The following is a 16,580-nucleotide window of genomic DNA, read 5'->3' as shown; positions in this document are numbered from 1 at the left end:
CTGTGCCGCCTGTTTTTCTGAGTAAGAAGTCTTTCATGCGTGTCGCCGATTTTGCTTTTGAATTGCCCGAATCCCTTATCGCCCATTACCCTCAGGCGCAGCGAAGCGGTTGTCGCTTACTGTCGCTGGACGGCCCGAGCGGGGCGCTGGCCCATGGCGTTTTTACCGATGTACTGGACAAGCTTCAGCCTGGCGATCTGCTGGTGTTTAACAACACGCGGGTGATCCCGGCCCGGGTGTTCGGGCGTAAAGCCAGCGGCGGCAAAATTGAAATGCTGGTAGAGCGCATGCTTGATGACAAGCGCGTGCTGGCACACGTTCGGGCGTCCAAAGCGCCGAAGCCCGGCGCAGAATTACTGCTGGGCGACGATGAGAGCGTGAAAGCCACGATGGTCGCGCGTCACGATGCGCTGTTCGAGATTGCCTTTGAAGACGACCGTGCCGTGCTGGACATTCTTAACAGCGTCGGCCATATGCCGCTGCCGCCGTACATTGACCGCCCGGATGAAGAGGCGGATCGCGAGCTTTACCAGACGGTTTACAGCGCGCGCCCTGGCGCCGTGGCGGCACCGACCGCAGGTCTGCACTTTGATGAGCCGCTGCTTCAGGCGCTGAAAGACAAAGGCGTTGAGATGGCTTTTGTCACCTTGCACGTTGGGGCAGGGACGTTTCAGCCGGTACGCGTAGAGACGATTGAAGAGCACCATATGCACGCCGAATATGCGGAAGTGCCGCAGGAGGTGGTGGATGCGGTGCTGGCCTGCAAAGCGCGCGGCAACAAGGTGGTAGCGGTAGGCACCACCTCGGTACGCTCGCTGGAAAGCGCAGCGAAAGCCAGTCAGGATGCGCTGATTGCGCCATTCTTTGATGACACCCAAATCTTTATCTATCCGGGCTATGAGTATCAGGTAATTGATGCGCTGATCACCAATTTCCACTTGCCCGAATCGACGTTGATCATGCTGGTCTCGGCCTTTGCCGGTTATCAGCACACGATGGCTGCTTATCGTGCGGCGGTGGCGGAAGAATACCGTTTCTTCAGCTACGGCGACGCGATGTTTATCAGCAAAAACCCCCAGGCACCGCTGGAAAAAGTGGGCGCCTGATCTGTTTACTTTGAACATCGGACTGTTTCTCCGATGGAGGTCTTGTGAAATTTGAGCTTGATACCACAGACGGTCGCGCGCGTCGCGGTCGTCTGATTTTCGATCGTGGCGTGGTGGAAACCCCGGCCTTTATGCCCGTGGGCACCTATGGCACCGTAAAAGGCATGACGCCGGAAGAAGTCCAGGATACCGGTGCGCAAATTATTTTGGGCAACACCTTCCACCTCTGGCTACGTCCCGGTCAGGAAATCATGAAGCTGCACGGCGATCTGCATGATTTTATGCAGTGGAAAGGCCCTATTCTGACCGATTCCGGCGGCTTCCAGGTCTTCAGCCTGGGCGATATTCGTAAAATCACCGAAGCGGGCGTTCACTTCCGTAATCCGATCAATGGCGATCAAATCTTCCTCGATCCCGAAAAATCGATGGAAATTCAGTACGATCTGGGCTCAGATATCGTCATGATCTTTGATGAGTGCACGCCGTACCCGGCCGACTGGGACTATGCGAAACGCTCAATGGAGATGTCGTTACGTTGGGCGCAACGCAGCCGTGACCGTTTTGATAGCCTGGGCAACAAGAATGCGCTGTTCGGTATTATTCAGGGCTCGGTTTACGAAGATTTACGTGATGTGTCTGTGAAAGGTCTGGTAGAGATTGGCTTTGATGGGTACGCTGTGGGCGGCCTGGCGGTCGGTGAGCCGAAAGAGGACATGCATCGTATTCTGGAACATGTCTGTCCGCAGATCCCTGAGGATAAACCGCGTTACCTAATGGGCGTGGGCAAACCGGAAGATCTGGTGGAAGGCGTTCGCCGTGGCGTGGATATGTTTGACTGCGTCATGCCAACGCGCAATGCGCGTAACGGTCACTTATTTGTGACTGACGGTGTGGTAAAAATCCGCAATGCGAAGCATAAAGACGATGTGTCGCCGCTGGATGCAGAGTGTGATTGTTACACCTGTCGCAATTACAGCCGCGCCTACTTGCATCATCTTGATCGTTGTAACGAAATACTGGGCGCGCGTCTGAACACAATTCATAACCTGCGCTACTACCAGCGTCTAATGGCGGGTTTACGCCAGGCTATCGAAGAGGGTAAATTAGAGCGCTTTGTTAGCGAGTTCTACCAACGGACGGGCAAAGCGGTTCCGCCTTTAACGTCTGATAATTCATCAATGAGGGAAATTTAATGAGCTTTTTCATTTCTGACGCTGTGGCTGCAGCAGGCGCACCGTCTCAGGGAAGTCCGTATTCTCTGGTGATCATGCTGGTCGTCTTCGGCCTGATCTTTTACTTCATGATCCTGCGCCCGCAGCAGAAGCGTGCAAAAGAGCATAAGAAGCTGATGGATTCTATCTCCAAAGGTGATGAAGTTCTGACGAACGGTGGCCTGGTGGGTCGCGTGACCAAAGTGGCAGAAACCGGCTACATTGCGATTGCGCTGAACGACACTACTGAAGTGGTTATTAAACGTGATTTCGTGGCTGCCGTCCTGCCGAAAGGTTCTATGAAGGCGCTGTAATTTTTACTTCCCTAAGGGAACTGCCGTGTTAAATCGTTATCCTTTGTGGAAGTACATAATGCTGGTCGTGGTGCTTGTCATTGGCCTGGTATATGCACTTCCCAACCTTTATGGTGAGGATCCGGCTGTTCAAATCACTGGCGCGCGCGGAAGCGCCGCCAGTGAGCAAACGTTGGATCAAATTCAGAACGTATTAAAACAAGATAATATTCAGGCGAAGTCTGTTGCGCTGGAAAACGGTGCGATTACGGCGCGTTTTGCTAATACGGATGTGCAGTTGCGCGCCCGTGAAGCGATCATGAAAGCGCTGGGCGAAAACTATGTGGTCGCGCTGAACCTGGCACCGGCAACCCCGCGCTGGCTCGCCCTGCTGGCCGCGCAGCCCATGAAACTTGGCCTCGATCTGCGTGGTGGTGTGCACTTCCTGATGGAAGTGGACATGGACACTGCCCTGAGCAAACTGCAAGAGCAGAATGCCGACAGCCTGCGCAGCGACCTGCGCGAAAAGAATATCCCTTATACCAACGTCAACAAGATTGCTAACTACGGCGTGGAAATTCGTTTCCGTGACGCAGCCAGCCGCGATGCTGCGGTTAAGTGGCTATCCTCGCGTCATCAGGATCTCGTCATTAGCAGCAGTGGCGATGATGCACTGCGCGCCACCATGACGGATGCCCGCCTCAGCGAAGCACGTGAATATGCGGTTCAGCAGAATATTACTATCCTGCGTAATCGCGTAAACCAACTGGGTGTTGCAGAACCGCTGGTACAGCGTCAGGGTTCTGACCGCATCGTGGTTGAACTGCCAGGTATTCAGGACACCGCGCGCGCCAAAGAAATTTTAGGTGCGACAGCGACGCTGGAATTCCGTCTGGTGAACACCAGCGTGGATCCGACTGCCGCTGCAAATGGCCGCGTACCGGGCGATTCTGAAGTCAAAGACATGCGCGATGGACGCCCTGTGGTGCTCTACAAGCGCGTGATCCTGACTGGTGACCACATTACCGATTCCACATCCAGCATGGATGAGTACAACCAGCCTCAGGTGAACATTTCACTTGATGGCGCGGGCGGTAATATCATGTCGAACTTCACTAAGGACAACATCGGTAAGCCGATGGCGACCCTGTTCGTGGAGTATAAAGACAGCGGTAAGAAAGATGCCAATGGCCGCGCCATTCTGGTGAAACAGGAAGAGGTGATTAACGTCGCCAACATCCAGTCGCGCCTCGGCAACAGCTTCCGCATCACCGGTATCAGCAACCCCAACGAAGCACGTCAGCTGTCGCTGCTGCTGCGCGCCGGGGCATTGATTGCGCCTATCCAGATTGTGGAAGAGCGGACGATCGGTCCAACAATGGGTCAGCAGAACATTACTCAGGGCCTGGAAGCCTGCCTGTGGGGCCTGGTTGCCTCCATCTTGTTCATGGTGCTGTACTACAAGAAAGTGGGCCTGATTGCGACCAGTGCGTTGCTGGCGAACCTGGTGCTGATTGTCGGGATTATGTCATTGTTACCGGGTGCCACGCTCACCATGCCGGGTATCGCGGGTATTGTGCTCACGCTGGCGGTGGCAGTCGATGCTAACGTCCTGATAAATGAACGTATCAAAGAAGAACTGCGTAACGGGCGTTCCGTACAGCAGGCAATTCATGAGGGCTATAAAGGCGCCTTCTCCAGTATTGTCGATGCGAACGTAACCACCCTGATCAAAGTTGTCATTCTGTATGCAATTGGTACGGGGTCCATTAAGGGCTTTGCGATTACAACGGCTATCGGTATTGCGACCTCCATGTTCACATCGATCGTCGGAACCCGCGCCATTATCAACCTGATGTACGGTGGCAAGCGCGTCAAGAAGCTGTCTATCTGAGGAGTGCGTTGTGGCACAGGAATATAGCATTGAGCAGTTAAACCACGGCCGCAAAGTCGTCGACTTTATGCGCTGGGATACGCTGGCATTCATCATTTCGGGACTGTTGATTATCATCTCGATTGCCATTGTTGGCGTACGTGGTTTTAACTGGGGTCTCGATTTCACCGGTGGTACGGTGATTGAGATCAACCTGGAAAAACCGGCCGATCTCGACGCCATTCGTGGTGCGTTGATGAAGTCCGGGTTCCAGGAGCCGTTGATCCAGAACTTTGGTAGCAGCCGCGACGTGATGGTGCGCATGCCGCCTGTTACGGGGCCTGCGGGCACTGAGCTGGGCAATAAAGTGGTTACGGTGATTAACCAGACCACCCAGCAAAACGCCACGGTAAAACGTATCGAGTTTGTTGGACCCAGCGTGGGCAGCGACCTGGCGCAGGCCGGAGCGTTGGCTTTGCTGTCGGCACTGATTGCGATCCTGATTTATATCGGTATCCGCTTTGAGTGGCGACTGGCACTCGGTACGGTCTTAGCGCTGGCGCATGACGTCATCATCACCTGTGGGCTGCTGTCGCTGTTCCGGGTTGAAATTGACCTCACCATCGTGGCCTCGCTGATGTCGGTTATCGGTTACTCGCTTAACGATAAAATCGTGGTTTCGGACCGTATTCGTGAGAATTTCCGCAAAATTCGTCGCGGCTCTTCCTACGACATTACCAACGTGTCCCTGACCCAGACGTTGAGCCGTACCTTGATCACCTCGCTGACCACGCTGGCGATGATCCTGATCCTGTTCATCTTTGGTGGTGCGCTGCTGAAAGGCTTCTCGCTGACCATGCTGATCGGTGTCACCATTGGTACGATTTCGTCGATCTACGTCTCTTCAGCCCTGGCGTTGAAGCTGGGCATGAAACGCGAACACATGCTGGTACAGAAAGTGGAGAAAGAGGGCGCAGATCAGCCTTCAATCCTGCCGTAATCGTTGCATGATAAAAAAGCCGCCAGTTCAGACAACTGGCGGCTTTTTTTTGTCTTTATGGTGTGGGCGCAGCCGTTTTAGCCAGTACCTGATGAATCCGCACATAGCCAAGCTGGTCCGGCGTAATACCGCCCAGGCGCAACGGCATAATGACCGAACTGCGTGGCGTCAGCGAGGCGGGAACCCGGATGGTTTGCGTCAGGCTGTCGGCCTCAAGCGGTTTACCGGTCGCGGGATCGAGCTGGCCCCAGACGACGGTAGCTTCCAGCCCCGGCAACGGCGTATTATCCCGCGTCTGTAGGGTCAGGTTAGCGCGTGAGCCGTTGGCTTCTGCCTCAACACGCGATAAAGACAAGCGAAGCGTGCCGGCCTGGGTCTGTAATTCAACGGGCGTGTTGGCCTGAGGCAATAACCAGGCACCCTGCTGCGAATGTCCGTTAAGCTGCCCCTGAATCTCCACCGCGCTTGCCTGGCTGGTCAGCCGCTGCATCTGCTGGTTCAACTGGCTGACTTCCTGATGAAGTTGATTAACCTGGGGCTGCCCGGCCGTTGTGCTGCAACCGCTCAATGCCACCAGTGACAGGGCGACGGGGGCCCAAACCATCCTGATCATCATGTTTTTTTATCCTTTATTCAAATGACGTGATACTGCCCTTTCCGCGGGATGCATCAGCATCCGCTTATGGCGTTGAAGCCTGAACTGAAATCGCGCCGATTACCTTAAGTGTGCTCTTAAATTGCCCTTAGCTGAGCGACAAAATGTCGTAACCGCCTGCGTGTCGGTTTGACCTCGCGTGACGCGTGATGACGCAAGCTGAAACGGTTGGACATCGCCACTTTACCCGCGCGGCGGCACAGGTATCCGATGATGCAGTAAACCGGGTACAAACGCGGCTAATTTCTCCGCTTTTTACCTTGAACGCTTTAAGCGTAGCGGGTTTTACGCTGGCGGGCATTTCCCATCTGGTCTGTGAAGCAGGCAGGGGAAAGCACGGGAATCGATTTTGTTGACCTGCAGTTCGCGCTACACTGTATAACCTATTTATCTCGTGTCAGGAAACGTCATGCATTGCCCATTCTGCTCCGCTGTAGACACTAAAGTGATTGATTCTCGTCTGGTTAGTGAGGGTTCGTCAGTGCGGCGCCGTCGTCAATGTCTGGTGTGCCATGAGCGTTTCACTACGTTTGAAGTGGCCGAGCTGGTGATGCCGCGCGTGGTGAAAAGCAACGACGTGCGTGAGCCTTTCAATGAAGACAAGCTGGCCAGCGGCATGATGAAAGCGCTGGAGAAGCGTCCGGTCAGTGCGGATGCCGTTGAGAGCGCGGTAAGCCATATTAAAACCCAATTGCGGGCGACGGGTGAACGTGAAATTCCCAGCAAGCTGATTGGCAACCTGGTGATGGACGAGTTGAAGAAGCTCGATAAGGTAGCCTATATCCGCTTTGCTTCTGTTTACCGCAGCTTTGAGGACGTGCGTGATTTTGGCGAAGAGATTGCCAGGTTACAGGATTAAATCATGACCGACGAACGCTATATGGCGCGCGCGCTGGAGCTGGCGCGCCGCGGCCGTTTTACCACCACACCCAATCCCAATGTAGGCTGCGTCATTGTGCGTGACGGGCAGATTGTTGGGGAAGGCTGGCATCAGCGCGCCGGGGAACCGCATGCGGAAGTGCACGCGTTACGTATGGCGGGGGATCGCGCGCGTGGCGCAACCGCCTATGTGACGCTGGAACCCTGCAGTCACCACGGCCGCACGCCGCCCTGTTGCGATGCATTAATTGCCGCAGGCGTAAAACGCGTGGTGGCGGCCATGCAGGATCCCAATCCGCAGGTAGCGGGACGGGGATTACACCGCCTGCATCAGGCGGGCATTGAGGTCAGCCACGGGCTGATGATGCAGGAAGCGGAAGCCCTGAATCGGGGTTTTCTGAAGCGCATGCGTACCGGCTTTCCCTGGATACAGTTAAAACTGGGTGCCTCGCTGGACGGCCGCACCGCCATGGCCAGTGGGGAAAGCCAGTGGATCACCTCGTCGGCGGCCCGGCGCGACGTGCAGCGGCTGCGCGCCCAGAGTTCCGCCATCCTCAGCAGCAGTGCAACCGTACTGGCGGATAATCCCTCGTTAACGGTGCGCTGGTCAGAGCTGGACAGCGAAAGTCAGCGCCTGGTGGATGAAGCCGAGCTGCGACAGCCAGTAAGAGTGATCGTCGATAGCCAGAATCGCGTAACGCCGCACCACAAACTTATTGAACAATCAGGCGAAACCTGGCTGATGCGCCAGCAGGTTGACGATCGGCACTGGCCAGAAACGGTGACGCAGATTCCTGTTCCACTGCGCGACAGCCAACTGGATTTAGTGGCGCTGATGATGGTGCTGGGCCAGCGGCAGATCAACAGCGTCTGGGTGGAAGCCGGTGCGACGCTCGCAGGCGCGCTCATTCAGGCCGGGCTTGTGGATGAGCTGATTGTGTATGTTGCGCCGAAATTACTGGGCAATGACGCGCGTGGCCTTTGCCAGCTTGCGGGGTTGACGCAGTTGGTCGATGCGCCCGTCTTTGCGTTTCGCGATATCCGTCAGGTCGGCGATGATGTGCGCCTGACGCTGACGCCGCAATAACAGAGGCGGAAAAGCGAGAGCACGCCGCCGAAGAGTATGTTAGAATCCGCCCCCCTGCGCGGGGCCAAACAAACCCCTGAAAGGATATGTATGAAAGTTATCGAAGCTGCTGTTGCAACGCCAGAGGCAAAAATTGCCATCGTCATCGCGCGTTTTAACAACTTTATCAATGACAGCCTGTTAGACGGCGCGGTTGATGCCCTGAAGCGCATTGGCCAGGTCAGCGATGACAATATCACCGTTGTCTGGGTACCAGGCGCTTATGAACTGCCGCTGGCAGCCCGTGCGCTGACCAAAACCAGCAAGTACGACGCCGTGATCGCGCTGGGTACCGTGATTCGTGGTGGCACTGCTCACTTCGAATATGTCGCAGGTGAAGCCAGCTCCGGTATTGCCAGCGTTGCCATGGACAGTGATATTCCGGTGGCATTCGGCGTACTGACGACTGAAAATATCGAGCAGGCCATTGAGCGTGCTGGAACGAAAGCGGGTAATAAAGGTGCCGAAGCGGCCCTGACCGCGCTTGAAATGATCAACGTATTGAAAGCCATTAAAGCCTGATTTTTGTAAGGGGAATTTTGTGAAACCTGCTGCTCGTCGTCGCGCCCGTGAGTGCGCTGTCCAGGCGCTTTACTCCTGGCAGTTGTCTAACAACGACATTGCCGATGTGGAATACCAGTTTCTGGCGGAACAAGACGTCAAAGACGTCGATATTACCTATTTCCGCGAACTGCTGTCCGGTGTGGCGACCAACAGCGCGTACCTTGATGGCTTGATGAAGCCGTATCTGTCGCGTCAGCTCGAAGAGCTGGGACAGGTTGAAAAAGCCATTCTGCGTGTTTCGCTGTATGAATTGAGCAAGCGTTCTGATGTGCCCTATAAAGTGGCCATCAACGAAGGTATTGAGCTGGCGAAAGTGTTTGGTGCCGAAGACAGCCATAAATTTGTCAACGGCGTACTGGATAAAGCCGGTCCACAAATCAGACCCCAACGCAAATAATCAATAAGGCCGGCTTGCCGGCCTTTTTCATTTATGGTTAAGCGGAACGCAATTATGTCATGTGGTGAATTTGAACTCATCGCACGCTACTTCAATCGCAGAACGCGTAGCCGCCGTGATGTCGAACTCGGCATCGGCGACGATTGCGCGTTGCTTAGCGTGCCCGAAAAACAGACGCTGGCGGTCAGCACCGATACGCTGGTTTCCGGCGTCCATTTTCTGTCTTCCATCCATCCTGCGGATTTAGCGTATAAATCTCTGGCGGTAAACCTGAGCGATTTGGCTGCGATGGGAGCCGATCCTGCCTGGCTGACGCTGGCCATGACCTTACCGGACGTTAATGAAACCTGGCTCAGCAGCTTTAGCGAAAGCCTGTTTGACCTGCTGGAATACTACGACATGCAGCTGGTGGGCGGCGATACCACGCGTGGCCCTCTCAGCCTCACGTTGGGGATCTATGGCTTGATTCCCCACGGCAAGGCGCTAAAACGCTCGGGCGCTAAGCCGGGTGACTGGATCTACGTGACCGGTACGCTGGGCGACAGCGCTGCCGGGCTGGCGCTATTACAGCATCACTGCCGTATTGACGATCCGGCGATACACGAAGCCCTGATCAAGCGCCACCTGCGCCCAATGCCGCGCATTTTACAGGGACAGTCGCTGCGTTCCCTGGCGTCATCCGCCATTGATTTATCGGACGGGCTCATCTCCGATCTTGGTCATGTACTGAAAGCCAGCGGCTGTGGTGCACGGCTGAATCTGGATGCGCTGCCGCTCTCTTCTGCACTGCGTGAAAACTTTGATGCCGAACAGGTGCTGCGCTGGGCGCTCAGCGGCGGAGAAGATTACGAGCTGTGCTTTAGCGTGCCGGAAGTCAATCGTGGCGCGCTGGATGTAGCGCTGGGGCATCTTGGCGTGCCTTATACCTGCATTGGCCAGATGGCACCGGAGTCAGAAGGGCTGTCACTGCTGGAAAACGGTAAACCCACGGAATTCCACCATAAAGGATTCGACCATTTTGACCTCGGATAAATCCCTCGCGAAAAGCCGCCTGCGCCTGCGCAATCCCTGGCATTTACTGGCGACCGGCTTCGGCAGCGGCCTGAGCCCGTTTATGCCCGGTACGGTAGGATCGCTGGCCGCCATTCCGTTTTGGTGGCTCATGACTTTGCTCCCCCATGATCTCTACTCGCTGGTGGTCTTGCTGGGCATTAGTGTGGGCGTTTACCTTTGCCACCGTACCGCCAGGGATATGGGCGTGCATGACCACGGCAGCATTGTCTGGGATGAGTTTATCGGGATGTGGATTACCCTGATGGCGATTCCGGTCAACAGCTGGCAATGGGTGGTGAGTGGTTTTGTTCTGTTCCGCGTGCTTGATATCTGGAAACCCTGGCCGATTCGCTGGTTTGATCGTAACGTGCATGGCGGTATGGGCATCATGGTGGATGATATTATTGCCGGTATTATCGCGGCGGCGATGCTGTACGCGACGGGTGTCTTTTTGGCCGCTTAAGCTTGCCAGACCGGGCCTGTACAGCAAAAAAACCGCCTGTTCTCCCTCATTTCGTCGTGCAGCATGATGGCCGTTCCCTTGCGGGAACGGTCTGCCGCTTTGCCTGTCGGGCAGCGCATAGCGCCGCATGCAAAGCGCTTGATAACCCGCTTACTGATAACCCGTTGCCGGGTGCGGTTGATAGGCCTCTTCCAGATGAGCGATCTCGTCTCCGGTCAGTTCCACGTTGACGGCGTCAACCAGCTCGGCGAACTGCCCGGCGCGCGAAGCACCGATAATCGGGGCGGTGACGGCGGGCTTGCTGAGTAACCATGCCAGCGCCACCTGCGCACGCGTCACGCCTTTGTCCGCCGCAACCTGTGCCAGCCGCTCGGCTATCATCGCGTCGTTCTCCTCGGTGGTGGCATAAAGCGAGGGAATGACGTCATCCGACACGGATCGCGCGGTGGTTTCTCCCCAGGGGCGGGTCAGTTTGCCGCGTGCCAGGGGGCTCCAGGGCAATACCGCAATGTTTTCCCGCAGACACAAAGGGTGCATCTCCCGCTCTTCTTCACGTTGAATAAGGTTGTACTGGTCCTGCATGCTGACAAAGCGTGCCCAGCCCTGTTGGTCCTGCAGGGCTAAGGCCTGAGCAAACTGGTGGCTATGCATCGAGGAGGCGCCGATGTAGCGCGCTTTACCCGACTTCACCACTGCGTCAAGGGCTTCCAGCGTTTCTTCCAGCGGGGTGTCATAGTCCCAGCGGTGAATTTGCAAGAGATCGACATACGCCATATCCAGCCGTCGCAGGCTGTCGTCGATAGATTGCAGAATGTTCTGACGAGATAAGCCCTGCGAGAGATTGCTCATGGGAAAGAAAACTTTGGTGGCAACGACCACCTCATCACGTCGGGCAAAATCTTTGAGCGCCCGGCCCACAATCTCTTCGCTACTGCCGTCAGAATAGCTGTTCGCGGTATCAAAAAAATTGATCCCTGCTTCCAGCGCCTGCTGGATGAGCGGACGGCTGCTCTCTTCCGGGAGTGTCCAGGCGTGCTTGCCGCGATCGGGTTCCCCAAAAGTCATACAACCCAGGCAAAGCCGGGAAACCCTTAACTCAGTGCTGGCTAATTGAATGGTTTTCATGAAGACTCCTGCTATGTCTACCCAGGGGATTAAGCATAGCAGGAATGACGCGCTTCACAGTGCGCGGGCAGGGGACCTACTGCGCCAGCCAGCTGCTGATCTGCTGTTGAATTCCGTCAACGTCCAGCTGGTAGTCGTGGCGCATTTCTTCCTGAGTACCAGGTGGAATAAATTCATCAGGCAGGCCGATATTCAGCACGGGCACGCCCAGGCGTTTAGCCATGATAAACTCGTTCACGCCGCTGCCTGCGCCGCCTTTAATCGCGCCTTCTTCCAGGGTAATCAGGGACCCATGACTGGCCGCCAGTTCGGCGATCAGTGACGTATCCAGCGGTTTCACGAAGCGCATGTCCACAAGCGTTGCGTTCAGCGCTTCCGCCACCTGGCTGGCTTCCGGCAACAGCGTACCGAAGTTGAGGATGGCCAGCTTTTCGCCCTGGCGTTTTACCACGCCTTTACCCAGCGGCAGGCTTTGCAGCGGTGTCAGCGCAGCACCGGTACCGGTACCGCGCGGATAACGTACCGCGGTCGGGCCATCCTGATAGTGATAACCGGTATACAGCATCTGGCGACATTCATTCTCGTCGCTTGGCGTCATAATCACCATGTCCGGCACGCAGCGCAGATAGGCAAGATCGAACGCGCCCTGGTGCGTCTGCCCGTCAGCGCCAACGATGCCGCCGCGATCGATGGCAAACAACACCGGCAGTTTCTGAATCGCCACGTCGTGGATGACCTGATCGTAGGCGCGCTGGAGGAAGGTGGAGTAGATGGCCACCACCGGTTTGTAGCCCCCAATCGCCAGGCCAGCCGCGAAGGTCACCGCGTGCTGTTCGGCAATGGCAACGTCAAAATACTGGTTGGGGTATTTGCGAGAGAAGCCGACCATGCCTGAACCTTCGCGCATGGCAGGCGTAATGGCCATCAGCTTCGGATCGTCAGCGGCCATTTCGCACAGCCAGTTGCCGAAAATTTTGGAATAGCTCGGCAGACCTTCGGCGCTTTTTGGCAACTCACCGCTGGCGACGTCAAATTTCGGCACAGCATGCCAGGTAATAGGATCCTGTTCTGCCGGTGCGTAGCCTTTGCCCTTTTTGGTCATAATATGCAGGAACTGTGGCCCTTTCAGGCTGCGCATATTACTCAGCGTATTGACCAGCGTCAGCACATCATGACCGTCCACCGGGCCGATATAGTTAAAACCCAGCTCTTCAAACAGGGTTCCGGGTACGACCATGCCTTTCAGATGCTCTTCGGTACGCTTCACTAATTCTTTAATCGGCGGCAGGCCGGTCAGAACACGCTTGCCTCCTTCACGCAAACGCGCGTAGGTTTTGCCCGAGAGGATCTGCGCCAGCCGGTTGTTCAGCGCCCCGACGTTTTCTGAAATCGACATTTCATTGTCATTCAGAATCACGAGCATATCGGATTTGATATCGCCCGCATGGTTCATGGCTTCAAACGCCATGCCCGCAGTAATGGCGCCATCACCGATAACGCAGGCCGTGCGGCGGCCTTTGCCTTCACGTTCGGCAGCCGCAGCCATGCCCAGTCCGGCACTGATGGAGGTCGAAGAGTGGCCCACGCTCAGCACATCGTATTCACTCTCACCGCGCCAGGGAAACGGATGCACGCCGTTCTTTTGGCGAATAGAGCCAATGCGATCGCGGCGTCCCGTTAAAATTTTGTGCGGATAAGCCTGATGACCGACGTCCCACACCAGATGATCGAACGGCGTGTTATAGACGTAATGCAGCGCCACGGTCAGCTCGACCACGCCCAGGCCCGACGCAAAATGGCCGCTTGAGCGGCTCACGCTATCTAATAAATACTGGCGCAGCTCGTTGCAGAGCGCAGGCAATTTCTCTTTTGGCAGGGCTCGCAGCGCCTGAACCGTCTCTGCCTGTGCCAGTGTCGGGTATTTTGTAATATCAAAACTCATCAGTGACTCATCATGGAAGTTATTTATCGCGTTCAATTACGAAGCTCGCCAGCGCCTTCAAGGCTGCGGTGTTATAGGATTTGGCAGAGAGCATGTGCAAAGCATCGACGGCTTCCTGATATAAATCCAGTGCCTTAGTGCGGGCATCGTCCAGACCCATCAGTGAAGGATAGGTGCTTTTTCCAAGATCTTGATCGGCACCCTGACGTTTTCCGATTACAGCTGTGTCACCCGTCACATCCAGGATGTCGTCCTGCACCTGGAAAGCCAGACCGATAGCGTCTGCATAGCGATCAAGATACGGGAGCGCCTCGCGACCTTTTTCGCCGGCGGCAAACGCGCCAAGCCGAACGGCCGCGCGGATCAACGCACCGGTTTTATGACGATGAATTTGTTCAAGTTGAGCAAGCCCCACCGACTGACCTTCCGCCGCCAGATCCAGTGCCTGACCGCCGCACATCCCCGCGACGCCGCTGGCTTTTGCCAGTTCTGACAGCATGGCCAGCCGATATTCCGCGCTCACGCCCGGCATAGGCTGGTCGGCAAGGATAGAAAATGCCAGCGTTTGCAGCGCATCGCCTGCAAGGATAGCGGTATCTTCACCATATTTAATATGGCAGGTCGGTTGCCCACGACGCAGAGCGTCATCGTCCATGGCAGGAAGATCGTCATGAATCAGCGAATAGGCATGAATACACTCAACGGCGGCAGCGGGCGCATCCAGACTCGCTTTGTCGGCGTGAAGCATTTCGCCGGTGGCGTAGACCAGAAACGGGCGCAGGCGTTTACCGCCTAATAATGCCCCATACTGCATGGCATTCACCAGAGGAGAACTCTGAAAAGGCAGGGCGTCTAATAAGCCCGTCAACGCACGATTCACCTGCCTGTGATAAGCGTCGAGCAGTTCAGGAAAATCCATTAGTTGTTTTCCGGCGTAAAAGAGGAGAGGTCGGCGTCTTTATCATCGCTGAGTAAAATACGAACGCGCTGCTCGGCCTGTTGCAGCGTCTGTTGGCCATTGCGTGCCAGCTGCACGCCGCGCTCAAATTCATTGAGGGCCTCTTCCAACGGCAGTTCACCACTTTCCAGACGACTGACAATCTGTTCCAGCTGCTGCAATGACGTTTCAAAGCTGGCTGGCTGTTCGGCTTTTTTCGGCATAGTTAGGATCGACTCACGGTTGGAACGTTATCATGCAATCGGTCATGGTAGCTGAGAGAGAATGATTAGCAAAATAATCAATGTGCATGCTGTTGCAGAAGCAGTCACCAGGTAAAGGTGATATACTCTCGCGCCTCGGATGCGGATGCGCCTGGCAGCCCGCAATTTTATGATTTTACCAGCTAAGTGCAGCCTGTTTTAGCACTTATTTGCCCAACGAAGCTGTATCGCCATGAAGTTTATCGTCAAGTTATTTCCCGAAATCACCATCAAGAGTCAGTCGGTGCGCCTGCGCTTTATTAAGATTCTTGCCAGCAATATTCGCAACGTGCTTAAAACCGTCAGCGACGAGATCGCGGTCGTCCGTTACTGGGATCATATTGAAGTGCGCTGCAAAGATGAAGCCATGCGCCCGGTTATTCCGGATGAGCTCATGCGCATCCCCGGCATCCACCATGTCCTTGCGGTGGAAGAGCGTGAATATACCGATATTCATCATATTTTTGAGCAGACGCTGGCGCAGTACCGTGATGCTCTTGAAAACAAGACGTTTTGCGTGCGGGTTAAGCGCCGGGGCAAACACAGCTTTAGTTCTCAGGATGTGGAACGCTACGTCGGCGGTGGCCTGAATCAGCACATCGAAAGCGCCACGGTGCAGCTTAAAAAGCCAGAGGTGACGGTCAATCTCGAAGTGGAAGAGAACCGCTTAACCCTGGTGACCGCGCGCTATGAGGGGCTGGGCGGTTTCCCGATTGGCACGCAGGAAGATGTACTGTCGCTGATCTCGGGCGGCTTTGACTCTGGCGTGTCAAGCTACATGCTGATGCGTCGCGGCTGCCGGGTGCATTACTGCTTCTTTAATCTTGGCGGTGCCGCACACGAAATCGGCGTGCGTCAGGTGGCGCATTATATCTGGAACCGTTTCGGTCGTTCGCATCGGGTCCGTTTTGTCGCGATAAACTTTGAACCGGTCGTGGGCGAAATTTTAGAAAAAGTCGACGATGGCCAAATGGGCGTGGTATTGAAGCGCATGATGGTTCGCGCCGCGTCGATGGTCGCTGAACGCTATGGCGTTCAGGCGCTGGTGACCGGTGAAGCGCTGGGACAGGTTTCCAGTCAGACCCTGACCAACCTGCGTTTGATCGACAATGCATCGGATACGCTGATTCTGCGCCCGCTGATCTCCCATGATAAAGAGCACATCATTAAGGTCGCGCGTGAGATCGGCACCGAAGATTTTGCCAGCACCATGCCGGAATATTGCGGTGTGATTTCCAAAAGCCCAACCGTCAAAGCGGTGAAGGGCAAAATCGAGGCTGAAGAAAGCCATTTCGACTTCTCAATTCTGGAACGCATGGTGGCCGAAGCGACCAACGTGGATATCCGCGAAATTGCCGAGCAAACCCAGGACGAAGTGGTCGAGGTTGAAACGGTCGGCTTGCTGAACGAAAACGACAGCGTACTGGATATCCGTTCGGTGGATGAGCAGGAAGACAAACCGCTTGAGTTGGTGGGAACAGAGGTGAAGTCGATGCCTTTCTACAAACTCAGCACCCAGTTTGGCGACCTCGATCAGAATAAAACCTGGCTGTTGTACTGCGATCGCGGCGTGATGAGTAAACTTCAGGCGCTGTATCTGCATGAGCAGGGCTTTAAGAACGTCAAAGTTTACCGCCCTTAAAACGTACGCTGTGCCCGCGCACCCGACCGGGAAGCGGGCACAGTGCTACCT

Annotated in this window: 17 protein-coding genes; 12 read left to right on the top strand and 5 right to left on the bottom strand. The window is 55.5% G+C overall.

Features of this window, described 5'->3' with window-relative positions; genetic code table 11:
- The first annotated feature begins 35 nt into the window (after positions 1–35).
- From queA to secF, 5 genes are read left to right on the top strand one after another with little or no spacing between them, the layout of a single operon-like run.
- On the top strand, positions 36–1,106 hold the full coding sequence (queA, locus tag GKC68_RS17145; RefSeq protein ID WP_028724015.1) for a tRNA preQ1(34) S-adenosylmethionine ribosyltransferase-isomerase QueA: 1,071 nt from the start codon (positions 36–38) through the stop codon (positions 1,104–1,106).
- 44 nt (positions 1,107–1,150) lie between these two features.
- Positions 1,151–2,299 (top strand): tRNA guanosine(34) transglycosylase Tgt, encoded by a 1,149-nt coding sequence (gene tgt, locus GKC68_RS17140; protein WP_028724014.1) that lies wholly within the window; start codon positions 1,151–1,153, stop codon positions 2,297–2,299.
- Positions 2,299–2,631, top strand: coding sequence for a preprotein translocase subunit YajC (yajC, locus tag GKC68_RS17135; protein ID WP_006117993.1), 333 nt, complete (start codon positions 2,299–2,301; stop codon positions 2,629–2,631). The genes tgt and yajC overlap by 1 nt, the downstream gene beginning before the upstream one ends.
- A gap of 25 nt (positions 2,632–2,656) precedes the next feature.
- Positions 2,657–4,504, top strand: coding sequence for a protein translocase subunit SecD (gene secD / locus GKC68_RS17130; RefSeq protein ID WP_028724013.1), 1,848 nt, complete (start codon positions 2,657–2,659; stop codon positions 4,502–4,504).
- Positions 4,505–4,514: 10 nt separating this feature from the next.
- On the top strand, positions 4,515–5,483 hold the full coding sequence (gene secF / locus GKC68_RS17125) for a protein translocase subunit SecF (protein ID WP_028724012.1): 969 nt from the start codon (positions 4,515–4,517) through the stop codon (positions 5,481–5,483).
- 55 nt (positions 5,484–5,538) lie between these two features.
- On the opposite strand, the gene GKC68_RS17120 is transcribed toward secF, so the two are convergent.
- Complete coding sequence (locus GKC68_RS17120) at positions 5,539–6,096, bottom strand: DUF3251 domain-containing protein (protein ID WP_342656906.1); 558 nt, start codon at positions 6,094–6,096, stop codon at positions 5,539–5,541.
- A 451-nt stretch (positions 6,097–6,547) separates the two neighbouring features.
- On the opposite strand from GKC68_RS17120, the gene nrdR reads away from it, so the two are divergent.
- The 6 genes from nrdR (at position 6,548) to pgpA (ending at position 10,620) form a co-directional block, all read left to right on the top strand.
- On the top strand, positions 6,548–6,997 hold the full coding sequence (nrdR, locus tag GKC68_RS17115) for a transcriptional regulator NrdR (RefSeq protein ID WP_006117986.1): 450 nt from the start codon (positions 6,548–6,550) through the stop codon (positions 6,995–6,997).
- A 3-nt stretch (positions 6,998–7,000) separates the two neighbouring features.
- Complete coding sequence (ribD, locus tag GKC68_RS17110; protein WP_288427509.1) at positions 7,001–8,104, top strand: bifunctional diaminohydroxyphosphoribosylaminopyrimidine deaminase/5-amino-6-(5-phosphoribosylamino)uracil reductase RibD; 1,104 nt, start codon at positions 7,001–7,003, stop codon at positions 8,102–8,104.
- A 90-nt stretch (positions 8,105–8,194) separates the two neighbouring features.
- Positions 8,195–8,665: a 6,7-dimethyl-8-ribityllumazine synthase gene (ribE, locus tag GKC68_RS17105; protein ID WP_028724009.1), complete on the top strand. Its 471-nt coding sequence runs from the start codon at positions 8,195–8,197 to the stop codon at positions 8,663–8,665.
- A 19-nt stretch (positions 8,666–8,684) separates the two neighbouring features.
- Positions 8,685–9,104 carry a transcription antitermination factor NusB gene (gene nusB, locus GKC68_RS17100; protein ID WP_013024861.1) on the top strand — a complete coding sequence of 140 codons (420 nt, stop codon included), beginning with the start codon at positions 8,685–8,687 and terminating at the stop codon, positions 9,102–9,104.
- A gap of 54 nt (positions 9,105–9,158) precedes the next feature.
- Positions 9,159–10,136, top strand: a complete 978-nt coding sequence (thiL, locus tag GKC68_RS17095) for a thiamine-phosphate kinase (RefSeq protein WP_028724008.1) — start codon at positions 9,159–9,161, stop codon at positions 10,134–10,136.
- Positions 10,123–10,620 (top strand): phosphatidylglycerophosphatase A, encoded by a 498-nt coding sequence (pgpA, locus tag GKC68_RS17090; RefSeq protein ID WP_028724007.1) that lies wholly within the window; start codon positions 10,123–10,125, stop codon positions 10,618–10,620. The genes thiL and pgpA overlap by 14 nt, the downstream gene beginning before the upstream one ends.
- A 150-nt stretch (positions 10,621–10,770) precedes the next feature.
- Here the strand turns inward: pgpA and GKC68_RS17085 are convergent, their stop codons facing one another.
- The 4 genes from GKC68_RS17085 to xseB form a co-directional block, all read right to left on the bottom strand.
- Positions 10,771–11,745 carry an aldo/keto reductase gene (locus tag GKC68_RS17085; protein ID WP_047714442.1) on the bottom strand — a complete coding sequence of 325 codons (975 nt, stop codon included), beginning with the start codon at positions 11,743–11,745 and terminating at the stop codon, positions 10,771–10,773.
- A gap of 76 nt (positions 11,746–11,821) precedes the next feature.
- The gene (gene dxs / locus GKC68_RS17080) at positions 11,822–13,687 is read right to left on the bottom strand and encodes a 1-deoxy-D-xylulose-5-phosphate synthase (RefSeq protein ID WP_047714443.1); all 1,866 of its coding nucleotides are present in this window, start codon (positions 13,685–13,687) and stop codon (positions 11,822–11,824) included.
- A gap of 19 nt (positions 13,688–13,706) precedes the next feature.
- Positions 13,707–14,606, bottom strand: a complete 900-nt coding sequence (gene ispA, locus GKC68_RS17075) for a (2E,6E)-farnesyl diphosphate synthase (RefSeq protein ID WP_028724004.1) — start codon at positions 14,604–14,606, stop codon at positions 13,707–13,709.
- Entirely contained in the window at positions 14,606–14,848 is a 243-nt protein-coding gene (xseB, locus tag GKC68_RS17070) for an exodeoxyribonuclease VII small subunit (protein ID WP_013024868.1), read from the bottom strand. Before xseB ends, ispA begins: the two co-directional genes overlap by 1 nt.
- 232 nt (positions 14,849–15,080) lie before the next feature.
- Here xseB and thiI point away from each other — a divergent pair, with 232 nt between their 5' ends.
- Positions 15,081–16,529 carry a tRNA uracil 4-sulfurtransferase ThiI gene (thiI, locus tag GKC68_RS17065; RefSeq protein WP_058705591.1) on the top strand — a complete coding sequence of 483 codons (1,449 nt, stop codon included), beginning with the start codon at positions 15,081–15,083 and terminating at the stop codon, positions 16,527–16,529.
- Positions 16,530–16,580: the final 51 nt, after the last annotated feature.

This window comes from Pantoea sp. RSPAM1 (assembly GCF_038816185.1).
In the GTDB taxonomy this organism is placed as follows: domain Bacteria; phylum Pseudomonadota; class Gammaproteobacteria; order Enterobacterales; family Enterobacteriaceae; genus Pantoea; species Pantoea ananatis.
This window is presented reverse-complemented; position numbering and strand designations above follow the sequence as displayed.

What these genes read in the sequence shown, in the direction of transcription:
- queA (WP_028724015.1), top strand. Translation starts at nt 36, where the DNA reads ATGCGTGTCGCCGATTTTGCTTTTGAATTGCCCGAATCCCTTATCGCC.
- yajC (WP_006117993.1), top strand. Translation starts at nt 2,299, where the DNA reads ATGAGCTTTTTCATTTCTGACGCTGTGGCTGCAGCAGGCGCACCGTCT.
- GKC68_RS17120 (WP_342656906.1), bottom strand. Translation starts at nt 6,096, where the DNA reads ATGATCAGGATGGTTTGGGCCCCCGTCGCCCTGTCACTGGTGGCATTG.
- nrdR (WP_006117986.1), top strand. Translation starts at nt 6,548, where the DNA reads ATGCATTGCCCATTCTGCTCCGCTGTAGACACTAAAGTGATTGATTCT.
- ribD (WP_288427509.1), top strand. Translation starts at nt 7,001, where the DNA reads ATGACCGACGAACGCTATATGGCGCGCGCGCTGGAGCTGGCGCGCCGC.
- ribE (WP_028724009.1), top strand. Translation starts at nt 8,195, where the DNA reads ATGAAAGTTATCGAAGCTGCTGTTGCAACGCCAGAGGCAAAAATTGCC.
- thiL (WP_028724008.1), top strand. Translation starts at nt 9,159, where the DNA reads ATGTCATGTGGTGAATTTGAACTCATCGCACGCTACTTCAATCGCAGA.
- GKC68_RS17085 (WP_047714442.1), bottom strand. Translation starts at nt 11,745, where the DNA reads ATGAAAACCATTCAATTAGCCAGCACTGAGTTAAGGGTTTCCCGGCTT.
- dxs (WP_047714443.1), bottom strand. Translation starts at nt 13,687, where the DNA reads ATGAGTTTTGATATTACAAAATACCCGACACTGGCACAGGCAGAGACG.
- ispA (WP_028724004.1), bottom strand. Translation starts at nt 14,606, where the DNA reads ATGGATTTTCCTGAACTGCTCGACGCTTATCACAGGCAGGTGAATCGT.
- xseB (WP_013024868.1), bottom strand. Translation starts at nt 14,848, where the DNA reads ATGCCGAAAAAAGCCGAACAGCCAGCCAGCTTTGAAACGTCATTGCAG.
- thiI (WP_058705591.1), top strand. Translation starts at nt 15,081, where the DNA reads ATGAAGTTTATCGTCAAGTTATTTCCCGAAATCACCATCAAGAGTCAG.